This is a genomic window from Granulicatella sp. 572.rep1_STHE (assembly GCF_001073445.1).
Lineage (GTDB): Bacteria > Bacillota > Bacilli > Lactobacillales > Aerococcaceae > Granulicatella > Granulicatella adiacens.
On sequence record NZ_JVBO01000014.1, the window covers coordinates 12,475 to 29,927 of the forward strand.

General features: G+C 39.1%; 14 protein-coding genes and 1 tRNA gene. 14 read left to right on the forward strand and 1 reads right to left on the reverse strand.

Annotation, left to right across the window (positions count from 1 at the left end; all coding sequences use genetic code 11):
- The first annotated feature begins 13 nt into the window (after window positions 1-13).
- From lgt to ADH99_RS02890, 11 genes are all read left to right on the forward strand, one after another.
- The gene (lgt, locus tag ADH99_RS02840; protein WP_049554519.1) at window positions 14-871 is read left to right on the forward strand and encodes a prolipoprotein diacylglyceryl transferase; all 858 of its coding nucleotides are present in this window, start codon (window positions 14-16) and stop codon (window positions 869-871) included.
- 12 nt (window positions 872-883) lie between these two features.
- Entirely contained in the window at window positions 884-1,903 is a 1,020-nt protein-coding gene (locus ADH99_RS02845; protein ID WP_049554520.1) for an NAD(P)H-dependent glycerol-3-phosphate dehydrogenase, read from the forward strand.
- Window positions 1,904-1,923: 20 nt separating this feature from the next.
- Window positions 1,924-2,817 (forward strand): UTP--glucose-1-phosphate uridylyltransferase GalU, encoded by an 894-nt coding sequence (gene galU, locus ADH99_RS02850; RefSeq protein ID WP_049554521.1) that lies wholly within the window; start codon window positions 1,924-1,926, stop codon window positions 2,815-2,817.
- A 96-nt stretch (window positions 2,818-2,913) separates the two neighbouring features.
- Window positions 2,914-3,852 carry a thioredoxin-disulfide reductase gene (gene trxB, locus ADH99_RS02855; RefSeq protein ID WP_049554522.1) on the forward strand — a complete coding sequence of 313 codons (939 nt, stop codon included), beginning with the start codon at window positions 2,914-2,916 and terminating at the stop codon, window positions 3,850-3,852.
- 178 nt (window positions 3,853-4,030) lie between these two features.
- Window positions 4,031-4,513, forward strand: a complete 483-nt coding sequence (locus ADH99_RS02860; protein WP_049554523.1) for a hypothetical protein — start codon at window positions 4,031-4,033, stop codon at window positions 4,511-4,513.
- Between the two features lie 21 nt (window positions 4,514-4,534).
- Window positions 4,535-5,560 (forward strand): branched-chain amino acid aminotransferase, encoded by a 1,026-nt coding sequence (locus ADH99_RS02865; RefSeq protein WP_049554524.1) that lies wholly within the window; start codon window positions 4,535-4,537, stop codon window positions 5,558-5,560.
- 117 nt (window positions 5,561-5,677) lie between these two features.
- Entirely contained in the window at window positions 5,678-5,830 is a 153-nt protein-coding gene (gene rpmG / locus ADH99_RS02870) for a 50S ribosomal protein L33 (protein WP_005607156.1), read from the forward strand.
- Window positions 5,831-6,633: 803 nt separating this feature from the next.
- Entirely contained in the window at window positions 6,634-8,031 is a 1,398-nt protein-coding gene (locus tag ADH99_RS02875) for an MATE family efflux transporter (protein ID WP_311199826.1), read from the forward strand.
- Window positions 8,028-9,740 carry an ABC transporter ATP-binding protein gene (locus tag ADH99_RS02880; RefSeq protein ID WP_049554525.1) on the forward strand — a complete coding sequence of 571 codons (1,713 nt, stop codon included), beginning with the start codon at window positions 8,028-8,030 and terminating at the stop codon, window positions 9,738-9,740. Before ADH99_RS02875 ends, ADH99_RS02880 begins: the two co-directional genes overlap by 4 nt.
- Before the next feature lie 111 nt (window positions 9,741-9,851).
- A complete protein-coding gene (locus ADH99_RS02885) occupies window positions 9,852-11,393 on the forward strand; it encodes an ABC-F family ATP-binding cassette domain-containing protein (protein ID WP_049554526.1) in 1,542 nt (513 codons plus the stop codon).
- Window positions 11,394-11,665: 272 nt separating this feature from the next.
- A complete protein-coding gene (locus tag ADH99_RS02890) occupies window positions 11,666-13,642 on the forward strand; it encodes a SpaA isopeptide-forming pilin-related protein (protein WP_053091340.1) in 1,977 nt (658 codons plus the stop codon).
- Window positions 13,643-13,703: 61 nt separating this feature from the next.
- Here ADH99_RS02890 and ADH99_RS02895 read toward each other — a convergent pair.
- Window positions 13,704-13,775 (reverse strand) — tRNA-Arg (locus ADH99_RS02895).
- A 182-nt stretch (window positions 13,776-13,957) separates the two neighbouring features.
- Here ADH99_RS02895 and ADH99_RS02900 point away from each other — a divergent pair.
- From ADH99_RS02900 to ADH99_RS02910, 3 genes are all read left to right on the forward strand, one after another.
- Entirely contained in the window at window positions 13,958-15,586 is a 1,629-nt protein-coding gene (locus ADH99_RS02900) for an Ig-like domain-containing protein (protein ID WP_049554527.1), read from the forward strand.
- Between the two features lie 344 nt (window positions 15,587-15,930).
- Window positions 15,931-16,287 carry a helix-turn-helix domain-containing protein gene (locus ADH99_RS10225; protein WP_082160223.1) on the forward strand — a complete coding sequence of 119 codons (357 nt, stop codon included), beginning with the start codon at window positions 15,931-15,933 and terminating at the stop codon, window positions 16,285-16,287.
- A gap of 142 nt (window positions 16,288-16,429) precedes the next feature.
- Window positions 16,430-17,449, forward strand: coding sequence for a sugar-binding domain-containing protein (locus ADH99_RS02910; protein ID WP_049554529.1), 1,020 nt, complete (start codon window positions 16,430-16,432; stop codon window positions 17,447-17,449).
- Window positions 17,450-17,453 lie beyond the last annotated feature (4 nt).

Here is a 17,453-nt window from a genome sequence, read left to right on the forward strand (position 1 = left end):
GAGTAAACAGTAAATGAATTTATTAGAAAAGGCTTTGACCATTAATCCAATTGCTTTTGAAATTGGAGGGTTACAAGTACGATGGTATGGCATTATTATTGCCTTTGGAATCTATTTAGCAACGACTTTAGCAGATAGGGAAGCTACCAGAAAAGGATATCGAAAAGATTTTATCATTGATTTGGTATTCTGGGCAGTGCCTCTTGGATTTGTTGGAGCAAGATTGTATTACATTCTTTTTGAATGGCAATATTATTTAGCAAATCCAGCCGAAATTATTCAAATTTGGCATGGTGGTATTGCAATTTACGGGGGAGTCATTGCAGGGGCAGCAACGGTGTATTGGTTTGCTAAAAAAGAGAAAGTTTCTTTTGCGTTACTTCTTGATATTTTGGCTCCTGTTGTATTGCTGGCTCAGTCAATTGGTCGCTGGGGGAACTTTACGAATCAAGAGGCTCATGGAGAGGTTACAACCCGTGCTTTCTTAGAAGGATTGCATTTACCAAACTTTATTATTGAACAAATGCAGATCAATGGAGCTTATTACCAACCAACGTTCTTATATGAATCACTTTGGTCGTTTGTCGGAGTTCTTATTTTATTCTATCTACGCAGACGTAAAGGGGTAAAGGTAGGAGAAATAGCGGCTGGCTATTTAATTTGGTATTCATTTGGTCGTTTCTTCATCGAAGGAATGCGTACAGATAGCCTCTGGATGTTTAACGTCATTAGAATTTCTCAACTAGTTTCAATCGTATTATTCCTACTAGGAATTGGTCTGATTATTGTAAGAAGACGTCGAGTGCCAGCGGTTCCGGATTATGTCTCTATCGATAATCCACAATCTCCAATATTATTCGGAAAAGTGTAAAGGGGTTTTGATATGAAAAAAATCGCCATTTTAGGAGCTGGTTCTTGGGGAACTGCATTAGCGATGGTGCTAGCAGAAAACCAACATGAAGCTCGACTTTGGGGAAATAATGAAGCTCAAATTAAAGAAATTAATGAGCGCCATACGAATGAACATTTCTTACCTGGGGTTTTCTTAGATCCTTCGATTAGAGGTTACTTAGATTTAGCAGAAGCGGTAAAAGATGTGGATGCGATTTTATTCGTACTTCCAACAAAAGCGATTCGTATAGTGGCTAAGCAATTAAATGACTTGCTCAAGAATAAACCAATGATTATTCATGCAAGTAAAGGGTTGGAGCAGGAAACGTATAAACGTATCTCAGAAATTTTAGCAGAAGAATTGGACCGTGATCGCTACGAGGATATCGTAGTGTTATCTGGACCAAGTCATGCAGAAGAAGTTTCAAGACGCGATATTACGACGATTACTGCTGCGTGTGAAAATATAGAGTCTGCAAAATACGTACAAAAATTATTCAGCAATTCATTTTTCCGTGTATATACGAATACTGATTGCGTCGGAGTTGAAATGGGAGCTGCACTTAAAAACGTGATTGCGGTTGGCGCAGGGGCTCTTCATGGTCTAGGCTATGGGGATAATGCAAAAGCGGCCTTGATGACAAGAGGATTAACAGAAATCAGTCGTCTTGGAGTTGCTTTTGGAGCAGATCCGCTGACTTTTATTGGACTTAGTGGGGTAGGAGACTTAATTGTTACTTGTACGAGTATTCATTCTCGTAACTGGAGATGTGGGGATCAAATTGGGAAAGGAATTCCACTTCCAACGATTCTAGAAAATATGGGAATGGTTGTTGAAGGGGTCGAAACTTGTAAAGCAGTGTATGCATTGGCAAAAGAAAAAAATATTGAAATGCCAATTACAACTGCTGTATACAATGTGTTATATAACGGACACGATGTTCGTAAAGAAATTCAATGCCTAATGGGGCGTGAATATAAATCAGAAGCATCCATCAAAGAACACCAATAAGCTGATCGGAGGACAAACAGATGCAAAAAGTGAGAAAAGCGGTCATTCCAGCTGCAGGACTTGGAACTCGTTTCCTACCAGCAACTAAAGCGATGGCAAAAGAAATGTTACCAATCGTGGACAAACCTACGATTCAATATATTGTAGAGGAAGCTCTAGCATCAGGAATTGAAGATATTTTAATTGTGACTGGTAAGAGCAAACGTCCAATTGAGGATCATTTTGACTCAAACATCGAATTAGAGTCAAACCTTGAAGCCAAAGGAAAGAAAGAGTTATTAGAACTCGTTCAAGAAACAACAGGAATTAACTTATACTTTGTTCGTCAATCCTATCCAAAAGGATTAGGAGATGCGGTACTTCAAGCAAAAGCCTTTGTCGGAGGAGAACCCTTTGTGATCATGCTTGGAGACGATATTATGCGTGATGAAGTTCCTTTAACCAAACAATTGATTGAAGGATATGAAAGAACTCATGCTTCAAATATTGCCGTCATGGAAGTGCCTCATGAAGAAACGTATAAATATGGAATTATCGATCCAGAAAGTGAAGTAGAAGATGGATTGTACAATGTTCGTCGTTTCGTTGAAAAACCAAAACCTGAAGAAGCGCCAAGTAATTTAGCCATTATCGGTCGCTATTTATTAACACCAGAAATTTTTGATATTTTAGAAAAACAAGAACCTGGTGCAGGTGGAGAAGTTCAATTAACAGATGCCATTGATACATTGAACTTAACGCAAAGAGTATTTGCTAAGCAATTTAAAGGCGAACGCTTTGATGTGGGGGATAAGTTTGGATTCATGAAGACAAGTATTGAATTTGGATTAGAACATCCAGAAATCAAAGATAGCTTAAAAGAATACGTAATCGCATTAGGGAAGAAACTAGAAGGAAATGCTAGTGAGCAATAAAGTTGCCCAATTGATGTTCGTATTTTAAACTGAAATGGAAGGAGAGCGTTGGACTATGTCTCAGCGCTCTTAGTTTATACAAAAGGAGAATCTCTGATGGAAGAAAGAACAATTTATGATGTAGTCATTATCGGAAGTGGCCCTGGTGGGATGACAGCGGCACTTTATACTTCTCGTGCGAATTTAAAAACGTTAATTTTAGAAAAAGGTGTTCCTGGAGGAGAATTATTAAATACTTCAGATGTAGAAAATTACCCTGGTTTCCCTACAATTTCTGGGCCAGAATTAGCGGACAATATGTATAAAGGTGCAATGCAATTCGGTGCAGAATATGCTTATGGCCAAGTGTCTAAAATCGAGCTAGACGGAGACGTTAAAGTGATTACTGCTGGTAAAAAAACTTACTATGCATATGCAGTAGTGATTGCGACTGGTTCCTATCACCGTAAATTAGACGTTCCTGGTGAAGAAGAATATGCCGGACGTGGGGTTTCTTACTGTGCGGTATGTGATGGAGCATTCTTCAAAGATAAGAAAATCTTCGTCATTGGGGGAGGAGACTCAGCGGTTGAAGAAGGAACGTATTTAACACAATTCGGGAAAAGCGTGACTATCGTTCACCGTCGCGATCAATTACGTGCACAAAAAGTATTGCAAGACCGAGCATTCGCCAATGAAAAAATCGACTTTTTATGGAATTCAACCGTTGAAGAATTCGTAGGAGACGGTTCTAAAATCACAGGCGTTCGCGTAAAAGATGTGAATACAGGCGAAGTAACAACGCATGACGCGGATGGTGTCTTCATTTACGTTGGTTTATTACCAGTTTCAGATCCATTTAAAGACTTAAATATCACAAATGCAGAAGGTTGGATCGTGACAAACGAGCAAATGGAAACTTCTATTCCTGGGATTTTTGCAGTCGGCGATGTTCGTCAAAAAACATTACGTCAAATCACAACAGCTGTTGGAGATGGCGGACAAGCAGGACATATGGTCTATAATTACGTGGAAGAAATTAAAGAAAAACAATAACATTCACAGAAAGGTCCTATCATAGTTGTAGCTATGATAGGGCATTTTTTATTGGAAACAAAGTGGAAAGAAAAAGAGAGAGGTGACCCGCTTTTCAATATAATTACAATAATGTGAAATGAAATACTTTTCAGAAAAATTATGATAGAATAATAAAAATGTGAAAGGTGGTGTATGAATGAGCAAAAATATCATAAAAGGACTAGTATTTACATTTTTGGGATTAACATTAATAGCGTGTTCACGTAGGTCAGGACAAACAGCAGATAATTCTGCTCCGGGAGTTCAAATTTCCAATAATCAATCTTCAACGACAGAGTCCAAAGGGGAAAAAGTAGAAAATACGACAAAATCTCCAGATACAACAAATTCTTCGAAGGTTGAAACAACCACTGTAGAACAAAAAACTACAGTAGAACAAAAAAGTGGAAATACACTTGCGAAACAAGCGATTGCAGAGATTGAAAAAAGAAAGAAAGTCGTTCTAAATGAGAACTATGACATTATTATTCAAGCTCAAACAAGCGATACCATCGATTTACAAATTCGACATGAGGAACGTTCTTCGACGTCAATTTATGGATTTTTTAGATATCATGCTAAAGACCATAAGCTAGAGGAGATGGATAGTCTCACCGGAGAATATAAAGTAGTCGAGTAATTTAGGAAAGAAGGGGTCAATATGACAAATACAGTAAATTTAGATTGGAATAATTTAGGATTCGATTATATTAAGACAGACTTACGCTTCATCAGCTATTACAGAGATGGACAGTGGGATGAAGGCGCATTGATTGAAGATAATGTATTAAAGGTTGACGAAGCTGCAACTGCACTTCACTATGGACAACAATGTTTTGAAGGGTTAAAAGCATACCGTTGTAAAGATGGCAGCATTAACTTATTCCGTGTGGATCAAAATGCAGCTCGTATGGCTCGTTCTTGCCGTCGATTACTCATGCCTGAATTCCCTGAAGAACGCTTTGTAGAAGCTGTGAAAAAAGTGGTGAAGGCAAACGAACAATGGTTACCACCTTACGGAACTGGAGGAAGTTTATATATCCGTCCGTTCATGATTGGGGTTGGAAACAATGTAGCGGTTCGTCCAGCAACGGAATATATTTTCTCAATCTTTGTAATGCCAGTAGGAGCTTATTTCAAAGGTGGATTAACACCAACGAACTTCATCGTTTCTGAATATGACCGTGCAGCACACGTAGGTACAGGGGCTGCTAAAGTCGGCGGGAACTATGCAGCAAGCTTGCTGCCAGGGAAAGAAGCCAAAGAACGTCATTTCAGCGACTGTATTTACCTTGATCCGTTGACACATACAAAAATTGAAGAGGTAGGAGCTGCAAACTTCTTCGGAATTACAAAAGATAATCAATTTATCACCCCTTACTCTCCATCCATCTTACCAAGTATTACGAAATATTCATTACTATGGTTAGCAGAGCACCGTTTAGGAATGACTGTAAAAGAAGCAGATGTGTATGTTGATCAATTAGATATTTTTGCTGAAGCAGGAGCCTGTGGTACAGCTGCAGTTATTTCTCCGGTTGGTGGAATTCAAAATGGGGATGACTTCCATGTGTTCTATTCAGAAACAGAAGTGGGGCCAGTAACAAGACGTTTATATGATGAACTAGTAGGAATTCAGTATGGGGACGTAGAAGCTCCAGAAGGTTGGATTCAAAAAGTTTTATAGGAATAAATTTTTTGAATCCGTGGTATTGTGAATTGACAAAGCGAACGGCATTTGTTAATATATACCAGTATGAAACTCAATGAGTTAATGAAATAAATTGAATGAGAGGTGTCATCCATGCGTATCAACATTTTATTAGAATGTGCTGAAACAGGTGAACGTTTATACTTAACAAGCAAAAACAAACGTAACAATCCAGAGCGTTTAGAATTAAAAAAATATTCTCCAAAATTACGTAAACACGTTGTCTTCAAAGAAACTAAAAAATAATTTTGAGAAATTCCAAAGAGTTAGGCTGGTGCCTAACTCTTTTTTTGTGCTTTGGTAAACAGACTGCAGGTCTTTTATGAATCATTTGGATCTCTATAGTAGCTACAATAGCTGTATCGGCGTGAGCCTTGGGTCTCACTGCCTATCAAGCCTCAAAGTAGGAGTAAGGAATCAATTCCTACCTCCTACTAATTCGCATCGATTACACTCGCTATTGTCGCTACTATGGACCAAATGATTCTTCAGACCTGCTTGTATAAAAATGTTAGGGAGTGCTTAACTTTTGAATTGCTTATTTTTTGTTTCATTGAGAACGTGTTTAGAAATTTTGTCTCGGAGGGAACGGAAGCAAGTTTGTGTGTGCTTCGTACGGGCTAAAAAACGAATGAGGAGCTTCTTTAAGGTTTTGTTCTAGTTTCTTTAAAATCACGTGCTTTAAAATTTTGTTTGCAAAATAATAGGAAGTTATTTATTCATCAAATCTGGTGAAGGGAGACAGAGCAGGACACTTTTTCTACCTTATAAGAATGCACAGAGGCTCGCGAAGGGACATGGGATTCTATAATAGTAGTAATAGGGGCTGGCACTAAAAGCGAATTAGCGGGAGTTAGGAAGGGTTCCTTACTCCCGCTTTGAGTTTTAGAGGTGAGAGACTTTGGCTCGAACCGGTGCCCTATTACCGCTATTATGAAGACATCCCATGTCCCAAAAGCGAGCCTTTATACTCTTAGAGAAAAGCAGAAAAGTTGAATTGTTCGTGGTATGTGTTCACACAGGTAAGGATATCATGTATACTAGAACAGGTGATTATTTTGGAAAAACAAAATTTTATAACGACGGGGCATATTAATCGTGTAATTTTAACGATTGCGACTCCGCTAATGATAAACAATTTAATTCGGACTTTATACAATTTGACGGATGGATTATATGTGGCGCAACTGTCAGCAGAAGATTTTGCGGCAACAGCGTTTATTTGGCCGTTGAATTTTTTATTTATTTCTCTTGGAATGGGGATAAGCGTTGGGGCAACCGCGCTGATTGCTCAATACTTTGGAGCAGGAAAATTTAGAGAAGCTAAACGTTATGCGGGGAATGCGATGATTTTGACGTATTTCTTTGGATTCGTGTTATCCGTGATAGGCTATTTCTTAGCACCTCTATTCGTGGAATGGATGGGGGCAGAGGGCACTTTTTTAGCAAAATCCGTAGCGTATTTGAAAATTAACTTCATTGGACTTTTCTTTGATTTTTGCTACTTTGGCTATCAATCCTTGCTAAATGCACAAGGAAGAACACGTACGATTACAATGATTAGTGCGGCTTCTTCTATTTCAAATGTAATTCTAGATCCTATCTTTATTTTTGCGACAATTCCTTTTGTAGGCCTTACCGGGTTAAACTGGGGAATTGAAGGAGCTGGTTGGGCAACGGTCATTGCTAAAGTGTTGTTACTAGTGCTTGCCATTCGTGCGGTTCGTAAGGAATCGGAAATTCAAATCTATTTGAAACACGTCAAAGTGGATAAAGAAGTGATGAAAGAAATTCTCAAAGTCGCATGGCCATCTGCATTTGGGTATGGAGGAGCGGCATTAGGATTCACGGTTTTAAATGGATTGATTCAGTCTTATGGAACGTCAGTACTTGCTGCGTACTCGATGGTAAACCGCATCTCGGATTTACTGACGCAACCACAGATGGGAATCGGGGCGGCGCTAACAGCTATTATCGGACAAAATATGGGGGCAGGACTTTATGACCGTGCGCATGCCATCTTTAGACGAGCATTACTATGGGTGCTGATGATTTCAACAGTTGGCTGTGTGGTTGTCTTCTTCTTCCAATCTCCTATTCTTGGAATCTTTATTAAAGACAGAAGCGATGCTGTTCTTTGGGCAAATGCCGTTGAGTATTTAAACTATACCGCCTTTATCATTTTCTTCATGGGCTTATTTTCAGCGTACAACGGATTCTTCCAAGGATGTGGCGTGACGAAATACTCCATGAACATGTCAGTTGGACGTCTTTGGATCTTGCGCCTCCCAATTATTTGGGTGCTCGGAGCCTTTACAGCACTCGGGGCTACCGGTGTATGGATTGCCATGTTATTGTCAAATGCGTTAACGGTTCTTTATGGACATATCGTCTATAAGACAAAAGACTGGAGTACATTACATTATGCGAAAGGAGAGAAAACGTGATTAAAGATTTTATTCATTATTACAAACCCTATAAGAAGTTATTCTTACTCGATTTTACATGTGCGGTAATCGTGGCCATTCTCGAGCTTGCCTTTCCAATAATGGTGAGAAGTGTTATCGATAAGATTGTACCGTCTCAAAATTTACAACAAATTCTACTCGTGGGAGCTGGATTACTTGCGCTGTATGCCTTCTCGACAACTTTGAACTTTATTGTCGTGTACATGGGGCATATTTTAGGGATTAATATTGAAACGGATATGCGCCGTGAGTTATTCGCGAAGGTCCAAAAACAATCCTTCTCGTTTTTCGATAATATGAAAATCGGGGAATTGATGAGCCGCTTATCGAGTGATTTATTCGATATTAGCGAACTAGCTCACCATGGCCCAGAAGAATTTTTTATTGCAATTATGACCTTGATAGCTTCATTCTTCTTAATGTACCAAGTGCATCCAACGCTTGCACTATTGACGATTTTCTTCGTACCGATTATTGCAGTGGCTCTTGCGGTATTTAACCGCCGCATGTCTCGTATTAATCGAAATATCTACAAGGGATTAGCTAACTATACGGCTGGTCTAGAAAATGTACTGAGCGGAATGCGAGTGGTGAAGGCTTTTGCCAACGAAAGCCATGAGCAACAACTCTTCGAAGAACTTATTCAAGAGTATCGTTCGAATAAAATTGCGTTCTATCGCACGATGGGAACGAGCAGTAGTTTCAACTACTTATTAATGCGTAGTATTAACCTCTTCAGCTTAATCGTGGGGGCGTACTTCACGGTCATCGGCGATTTAACAGCTGGAGAATTAGTCGGTTATATCTTACTGTCCAATGTATTCGTAGGACCGATTAATAAGATGAACTCCATGATTGAGTTGTATCCAAAAGGGTTTGCGGGATTCCGTCGTTTCAAAGAATTAATGAATGTCGAAATCGATATTGAAGACGCACCCGATGCCATTCCTGCTCCACCGTTTGAAGGACGAGTGGAATATAAAAACGTGGGATTCGGATACGAAGAAGATAAGAAAGTGTTAGAACATATCAATTTAACGGTCGAACCAGGGCAAACCGTTGCCTTCGTTGGACCAAGTGGGGTTGGGAAGACAACGCTTGTGAACTTACTTCCATGTTTCTATGATTTAAAAGAAGGGGAAATCTTGGTCGATGGAACAAACATCAATCGTTTCACCTTACAATCGCTTCGCCGTCAAATCGGTATCGTGCAACAAGATGTGTTCCTCTTTAATGGAACGATTCGCGAAAATGTGTTGTACGGAAGACTCGATGCAACGGACGAAGAAGTAGACCGTGCGATTGAGCAAGCAAAACTAAAAGAAGTCATCGAAGATTTAGAAGATGGAGTAGACACGCATATTGGAGAACACGGTGTGAAGTTATCCGGTGGACAAAAACAACGCCTCTCAATTGCCCGTATTTTCTTGAAGAATCCTTCTATTTTAATCTTGGATGAGGCCACAAGTGCGCTCGATACTCAAACGGAGAAGTTTATTCAACAATCTTTTGACGAGTTAGCAAAAGGAAGAACGACGTTTATTATCGCTCACCGTCTGGCTACGATTAAAAATGCAGACCGTATTATTGTTGTCACTGAAGAGGGACTGACAGAAGACGGCACTCATGAAGAATTACTTGCACAAAACGGTGCGTATGCGGCTTTATACAAAGCACAATTTAAATAGTAGAAAAATGCGGAGTAGGAATTCGTTTCTTGCTCCGTATTTGTTTGAGCCTTTTTGAAATTATCGCAAACTATGATACAATGACCCAGAGAAAACTTAAGGAGAACGTTGATGAGTATTTTAAATGTAGAAAAATTAACACACGGCTTTGGTGAAAGAGCCATCTTCAATGATGTAAGCTTCCGTCTATTAAAAGGGGAACACATCGGACTCGTTGGAGCAAACGGTGAAGGAAAATCAACCTTCATGAATATCGTGACAGGTCAATTACAACCCGACGAAGGAAAAATTGAATGGTCTAAAAATGTGAAAGTTGGATACTTGGACCAGCATACGGTCCTTGAACCAGGCATGACGGTTCGCAGTGTCCTTCAAAAAGCCTTCGACGATTTATTCGTGGCAGAAGCGCGTATCAATGAATTGTATATGGCAATGGGAGACGCAAATGAAGACGAGATGAACGCGATGCTCGAAGAAGTGGGAGAGTTGCAAGAGCGACTAGATAGCCACGACTTCTATATTCTCGATGCGAAAATCGATGAAGTAGCTCGTGCATTAGGCGTTGCAGCATTTGGGATGGATAGCGACGTGAGTGAACTCAGTGGTGGTCAACGTACGAAAGTATTACTGGCAAAACTATTATTAGAAAAACCAGATATTTTATTACTTGACGAGCCAACAAACTACCTAGACGCAGAACATATCGAATGGTTAAAACGTTACTTACAAGAATACGAAAATGCATTTATTCTAATTTCGCATGATATTCCATTCTTAAACAGTGTAGTCAACTTGATTTACCATATGGACAATCAAGAGCTGAACCGTTATGTGGGGGACTATGATCAGTTCCAAGAAGTGTATGCGATGAAGAAAGCGCAACTAGAAGCGGCGTATAACCGCCAGCAAAAAGAGATTGCGGACTTGAAGGATTTCGTAAACCGGAACAAGGCGCGCGTGGCAACACGTAATATGGCGATGTCACGTCAGAAGAAACTGGATAAGATGGAAGTCATCGAATTAGCCAGCGAGAAGCCAAAACCAAAATTCGAATTCAAGACTTCTAGAGCTCCTGGTCGTTACATCTTCCAAGCCGAAGATTTAGTGATTGGATACGATCGTCCACTAACAGGACATGTGAATCTTGAAATGGAACGTGGCCAAAAGATTGCCATTGTCGGTGCAAATGGGATTGGGAAAACGACACTACTCAAGAGTTTATTAGGAATTATTAAGCCATTGAATGGAAAAGTAACACGTGGGGACTATATCGACCTTGGGTATTTCGAACAAGAAACACCAAAAGGAAATCGTAAAACAGCCTTAGAAGAAATCTGGGATACTTTCCCATCGATGACACAACCAGAAGTACGTGCGGCGCTCGCTCGTTGTGGATTAACCAGTAAGCACATCGAGAGTCAAGTGCAAGTACTAAGTGGGGGAGAACAAGCAAAAGTTCGCTTCTGTAAGTTAATGAATGAAGAGTCAAACGTGCTCGTACTCGACGAACCGACAAACCACTTGGACGTTGATGCAAAAGAGGAATTAAAACGCGCCTTACAAGAATATAAGGGAAGCATTTTAATGGTTTGCCATGAGCCAGAATTTTATGAAGGTTTAGCAACGGATATCTGGGATTTTTCTTCATTATAAGAAGCCTGTAGACAGAAACTAGTTTCAAAATGATTAGAGGTAAGAGAAAATTCTTCTTACCTCTTTTTTGCGAGATAATATCAATAGACTTCACTCTAATAAAATTGTATATTATTCTATATTATTATGTTTATTTATAGAAGGGGAGGTAAATATGAAACAAAAACAAAAATGGCTCATTTTATTGGTTACTGTAATGTCACTCTTTTCATTAATTTTTTTTAGCAAATGAACAATCCGTTGCCTCTGAAGTAAAAGAACTTGAAAAAGTCGTGACAGGTGTTACTTTATTAGATCAATTAGACAATACATTAGAACCTGACAAAGATGGAGTGTATCAATTAAGAACGAATCAAGGATATCGATTGAGAATGACCTTTGATTTGTCAAAATATAATGGGAATCTATCAAATGGTGATAATTTTAAAATAAATATTCCTGCACCTGTATCATTATACGGAAATAATGATATGGAATTAGTCGACCCTACTACTAATGTGACAATTGCGGATTTGAAGTTTAACGATAATGGAGACGAACAAGGGGGTACCATCACGGTTACTCTTAAAAATCTAGAGGAGTACTTAAAAGCGAAGGGTGCGAACGTCGTTAAGGATGTTAATGGAAATTTCTCTCTAAACTTTTTATACAAAAAAGACCTTACGAATCATAAATTAATATTAGATTCTAAGTCGTTAGTAGAGACTTTTGAACAAACCCATACAACAACGACACAACAAGTAAGACCAACAGTTGGGTATGAAAACTTCGCAAAAAATGGGGGCACAGCCCAAAAAATTTCTTGGACTTCTGATAAGCTAAAAGAAATTGGTTCAGTAAGTTCTGGTCAGTTCCTTTCAAGATGGAGAGTTCGTGTAAATACGGGGGGACAAGATTACGGCCCTAACTTGGTATTAAACGATGACTTACCAAATGACCCAAGTGTTGCAGCTATTCAATATATTCCAGAATCGTTAAAAGTGTACAGTTCTCCTTCTCTAACAGATAGAACATCTGCGACTCAAACAGACTCGGTTCTATTAACAGAAGGGGTCGAATATACCGTTAATTGGAATGAAAATTATACGAATTTTAGTGTGACTTTTAAAGATGGTTCTCAAAAATATTATGTAACTTATGATACTACGACACCAAATAATGGTGAGAAGGTAAAAAATGTTATTACACTTGCTAAACAAGATGGAACATTATTAACACAAAGAAGTAATGTTACAAGAACTGCTTTTGAAGCAACAGCAACTTCTTTGTATTCAGGGACGATTGTTGCGTCAACTGCGTATCAAATTCGAATTGTAAAAGTAGATACCTTTAAACTAAACCCTGTTGCTGGTGCAGTATATGAAATTACAGATCCAGATGGTGAAAAATTTGAAGTAACAACGAATGAAAAAGGGCTTGCTACTTCAAAAGCATTTGATGCAAAATATGTTGGTCAAACTTTTACGATTAAAGAGAAAAAAGCACCTGCTGGATATGAGATCGATGACAAAACATATACTTTGGTTCTTGGAAAAGATGGGGTGTCTTTAAACTTAAAAGATAAGCCAATTACGACGACAACTACGACAACGACAACAACGGAAGCACCAACGACAACAGTAGCGCCTACAACAACGGAAGCACCAACAACAACGGAAGCTCCAACGACAACAGTAGCGCCTACAACAACGGAAGCTCCAACAACGACGGAAGCACCAACAACAACAGTAGCGCCTACAACAACGGAAGCTCCAACAACAACGGAAGCACCGACGACAACAGTAGCGCCAACGACAACAGTAGCGCCTACAACAACGGAAGCTCCAACAACAACGGAAGCTCCGACGACAACAGTAGCGCCAACAACAACGGAAGCACCGACGACGACGGAAGCACCAACGACAACAGTAGCGCCTACAACAACGGAAGCTCCGACGACAACAGTAGCGCCAACGACAACAGTAGCTCCTACAACGACGGAAGCTCCGACAACAACATCTGTTTCAACAACAGTTACTACGACGGAGTCTAGAACGGATAGTCTAAACACTACTCAAAACTCAACAAGTAATTCAGGCGTCATCAACGGAATCCCTTCTGAGGACACTTCGAAGGAAGATTCTCAAAAGGACTCAGAGTTGCCAAATACTGGAACATCTGTTGGAAATACTGTTATGGTAGCGATGATGCTAATTCTTTCAGCAACAACTCTTCTTTTCTTTAGAAAAAAAGAGGCTTTCAATAAATAATAGATAAATAAAAAAAGAAGCAGAAATTTCTGCTTCTTTTTTATTGAATCAATGATTTTAGAGCCGCCTAGGGGAGTCGAACCCCTGTTATAAGAACCGGAATCTTATGTGATATCCACTACACTAAGGCGACATTCGAATAATAGTGTACCTAATTTTAAGGAGTTATGCAAGTTTGGTTTGATGAGGGTTTAAATTTTAAATAAATTCGTGTATAATAGATTTATTCTAAATTGAATTTTCTTTTTTCACCTGAGATCTATGTGAATTTTTAGCGTATTATCTGTGAAAAAGGTAAGGAGAAAGGGGATAAAAATGATTAAAAACAAGAAGTTAATTGTTCTTTTAATGACATTATTGGTTGCTCTTTTTGTAATATTTCAACAACCTAAAATAGAATCTGCGGTTGTGGATAATGTGATTACAAGAATAGATATACAAAATAGCCAAGGAGAACCTTTAACACAGGGCGTTGGCTCTTGGGAGAACTTTCGATTAAATGCAGAGTTTGCATTTAATAATGGTCAAGTACAGCCAGGAGATACTGCAACGATTCAATTGCCTGAAGAGGTAATATTTGTCGGAAAATCATTTGAAATTCGTGATGTGAACGGACAAGTAGTAGCGAATGCAACTATTGACTCTACAAGTAAACAAGCTGTATTAACCTTTACAAACTATGTTACACAGCGTGCAAGTTTCTCAGGAAACTTCACTATGACGGTTCGTATCGACCACAATGTAGCGCGAACAGCACAACAAATTCCTTTAACAGTAACCGTAAACCACACTCCAATGTATTCAGGAGTAGTCAATTATACTGGGATTGCCGGAATGGAACCTCAAGATTTCGCTAAATCTGGTTGGCAAGATCCAAACGATAATAGTAAGTTACATTATATTATATATGTTAACCAAAATTATCTTAATTTTACAGATATAATGATTGGCGATACGATTCAATACGAAAATGCAAAAATTGATAAATCAAGCTTTAGAGTGATGTCTGGAACTTGGTATACAGATACAACAGATAATTCTATTCGTTTAGGATATCAAGAAGATGTGACGGCAAGTTATAGTCCGCAATTTTCAGCAGATGGTAAGTCGTTCACGTTGAGTTTGAAACCATTTAATCCAAACCGAGGTTACTATGTAAAATACGATGTGGATTTACTAGGCGCTCCAGCAAATGGAATGCTTTTAAATAACAACGCTACGATGGAAGATTCGACGGGTTGGAAATCGGTAGCAGATGCTCAAATTGTTTACCAAGAAGATGGTGGTAATGCAAGAAGTAATATTTTCAAAGTAGAATTAACGAAAAAATCAGACACTGGTGAAAAACTACAAGGTGCGGAATTCGGATTATACTATGAAGGAACATTAGTGAAAACCGCAACTTCAGATGCTAACGGCGTTGTAACATTTGATAGTTTAATCAAACCAAAATACACGATTAAAGAAACAAAAGCTCCAGCCGGATATGTTCTCTCTGAGGAAGAAATTACAGTGAACGTAGCGGATGCAGAAGGTGGCGTTGTTCGTAAAGAGGTAGTGAATAAATTAGAAACTACTACTACAACTACTACAACTACAACGACGACTACAGAAGCGCCAACGACTACTGCAACTACTACAACAGAATCACCAACGACAACGACTGAATCTACAACGTCTTCAATGACGACAACGGAGTCTACAACAGAATCTACGACAACAGAAGAACCAACGTCTTCATCAACAACAACAGAAACTAGTACGACTGAAGGAGCTACTACAGAAACAACAGTGACGCCAAAAGAGTCCACGACTACTTCTGAAGGAGATCTTCCAAAAACTGGAACTTCTACGACTATTTTCACTACGATTGCAGGTGCTCTTTCCGTTTTAGGTGGATTTGCGATTTTAATGAATCGTAAAGACGTAGACGTAAATCGTTAAAAATAAAATATGATTTGTATAAAAGACTGGAATGATTTCCAGTCTTTTTTGTTGAAAAGAGAGCAAAAAAGTATACGAAGAGAGCAACGTAACCATATATGGTAATTACCAAATATGGTAATGTTTAAGTGGGAGGGAAAATATGAAAATAGAACATCAGATTGATCCAAGAACGTTAGAGTTTGTGGATAGTAGACCGTATAAAGAGAAGATAAAAATGCTTGCTGCTCTTAAGCTGTTGGATAAGGAAGGATTAAGTCCTGCGATACTCGAAATGTGGGGGAATAAAACGAAAACTAAATTGAACATTCCAGTTGTATATACTAAAGAGGAGGCTTTAAAAAATGGATCAAAATCTGAAGCGTTCGATAGCAGGCTTGTCATTCGATTGGGAGAACTACGAAAAAGACTTAGATTTAGATTTCACTCTAAAAGAAATGGCAGCAAGGATTACAGAGTTGAGACTTGTGTCCGGACTCTCTCGTACCGAGTTTGCAGAAAAGGTTGGGATAAAACCAGCACATTTGTCACGGTTAGTTTCAGGACACCATAATCCCTCGATTTTATATTTGGAGAAGATAGCTCAAAAAGTCGGAGCCCATTTAGAAATTTCTTTTGTGATGGACGACGGAGAAACCTGCCATGAAAAGATTAATAAGCAAATCGGGACGAAATGTGTCCCTGCGCATCATAGAACTTAACCAATTTGTAATGTGCGTATAGTTGCATTTTTATTGTTTTATGGTAAAATATACATGTATTCAGCAATAGACGTTCAAAGGTACTAGAAAAATAGCGGGACGTAATTAGACCCTATTAGGAAGCGATTGGAGGAAGGTTTCGATGAATTATCTTAATCTATCTCATTTATTGGTTCCAGAAAGCAGGATTGCACTTCAAACGCGGTTTCGTATCCTACAAGCTATTGCAACGTATCAACCCATTGGACGTAGGGCACTTGCAAAAGTGGTTCAAATGTCTGAGAGAACACTTCGTAATGAATGTGAGGCGATGAAGAAATTAGACCTCATTGAAGTGCAAGGATCAGGGATGCGTCTTACGGAAGTTGGCGAGTTTATATTAGAACGTTCGGATGATTTAAAGAACAACTTTATTCAGATGAGTCTGGTGGAGCATAAGGTGGCTAAAACCTTAGGCGTTCAGTATGTAAAAGTTGTAGATGATTCGGCAAAAACATCTGAGTTGGTACAAGAGATTATGGATGTGCTTTTACCACTTGGAACTTCCATTATTGCCATCACGGGTGGTCAAACGATGGTTCGAGTCAGCGAAGGGTTCACAAAAGAGATTTCAGTGAACCGAGACCTTACAATTGTTCCTGCAAGAGGGGGAATGTTTGGATCGATGCTGATTCAGGCGAATAATGTCAGTGAAAAAATGGCAACTGGAATCGGTGCCCATCATGAAGCACTCTTTGTTCCAGAACATGTCCAACAAGCAACTTATACGCCCTTAATGCAAGAACCTTCCGTCGCAAAGACGATAGGTCTCATGAAAAAGGCGGAGTGTTTGTTATATAGCGTTGGAAGTGCTATTATTATGGGAGAGAGACGTGGCCTCTTGGAAGAACAAATGGCTACGTTAAAAGAGAAGAAAGCAATTGGCGAAGCGTTCGGTTGTTTCTTCGATGCAGAAGGAAATGTGGTGTTAAAAATTCCACGAGTAGGGCTGCATCTTAGTGATTTATCTACGATTCCACATTCGATTGCTGTTGTGGAAGGCGAAGAGAAGGCAGCTGCTTTAAAAGCATATGCCAAATTAGCTCCGGTAGATCGCACCTGGTTTGTGATTGACAAGGAGACATCAGAGTTGGTTTTGAACGGGGCAACCCGCAAAAAATAAAATA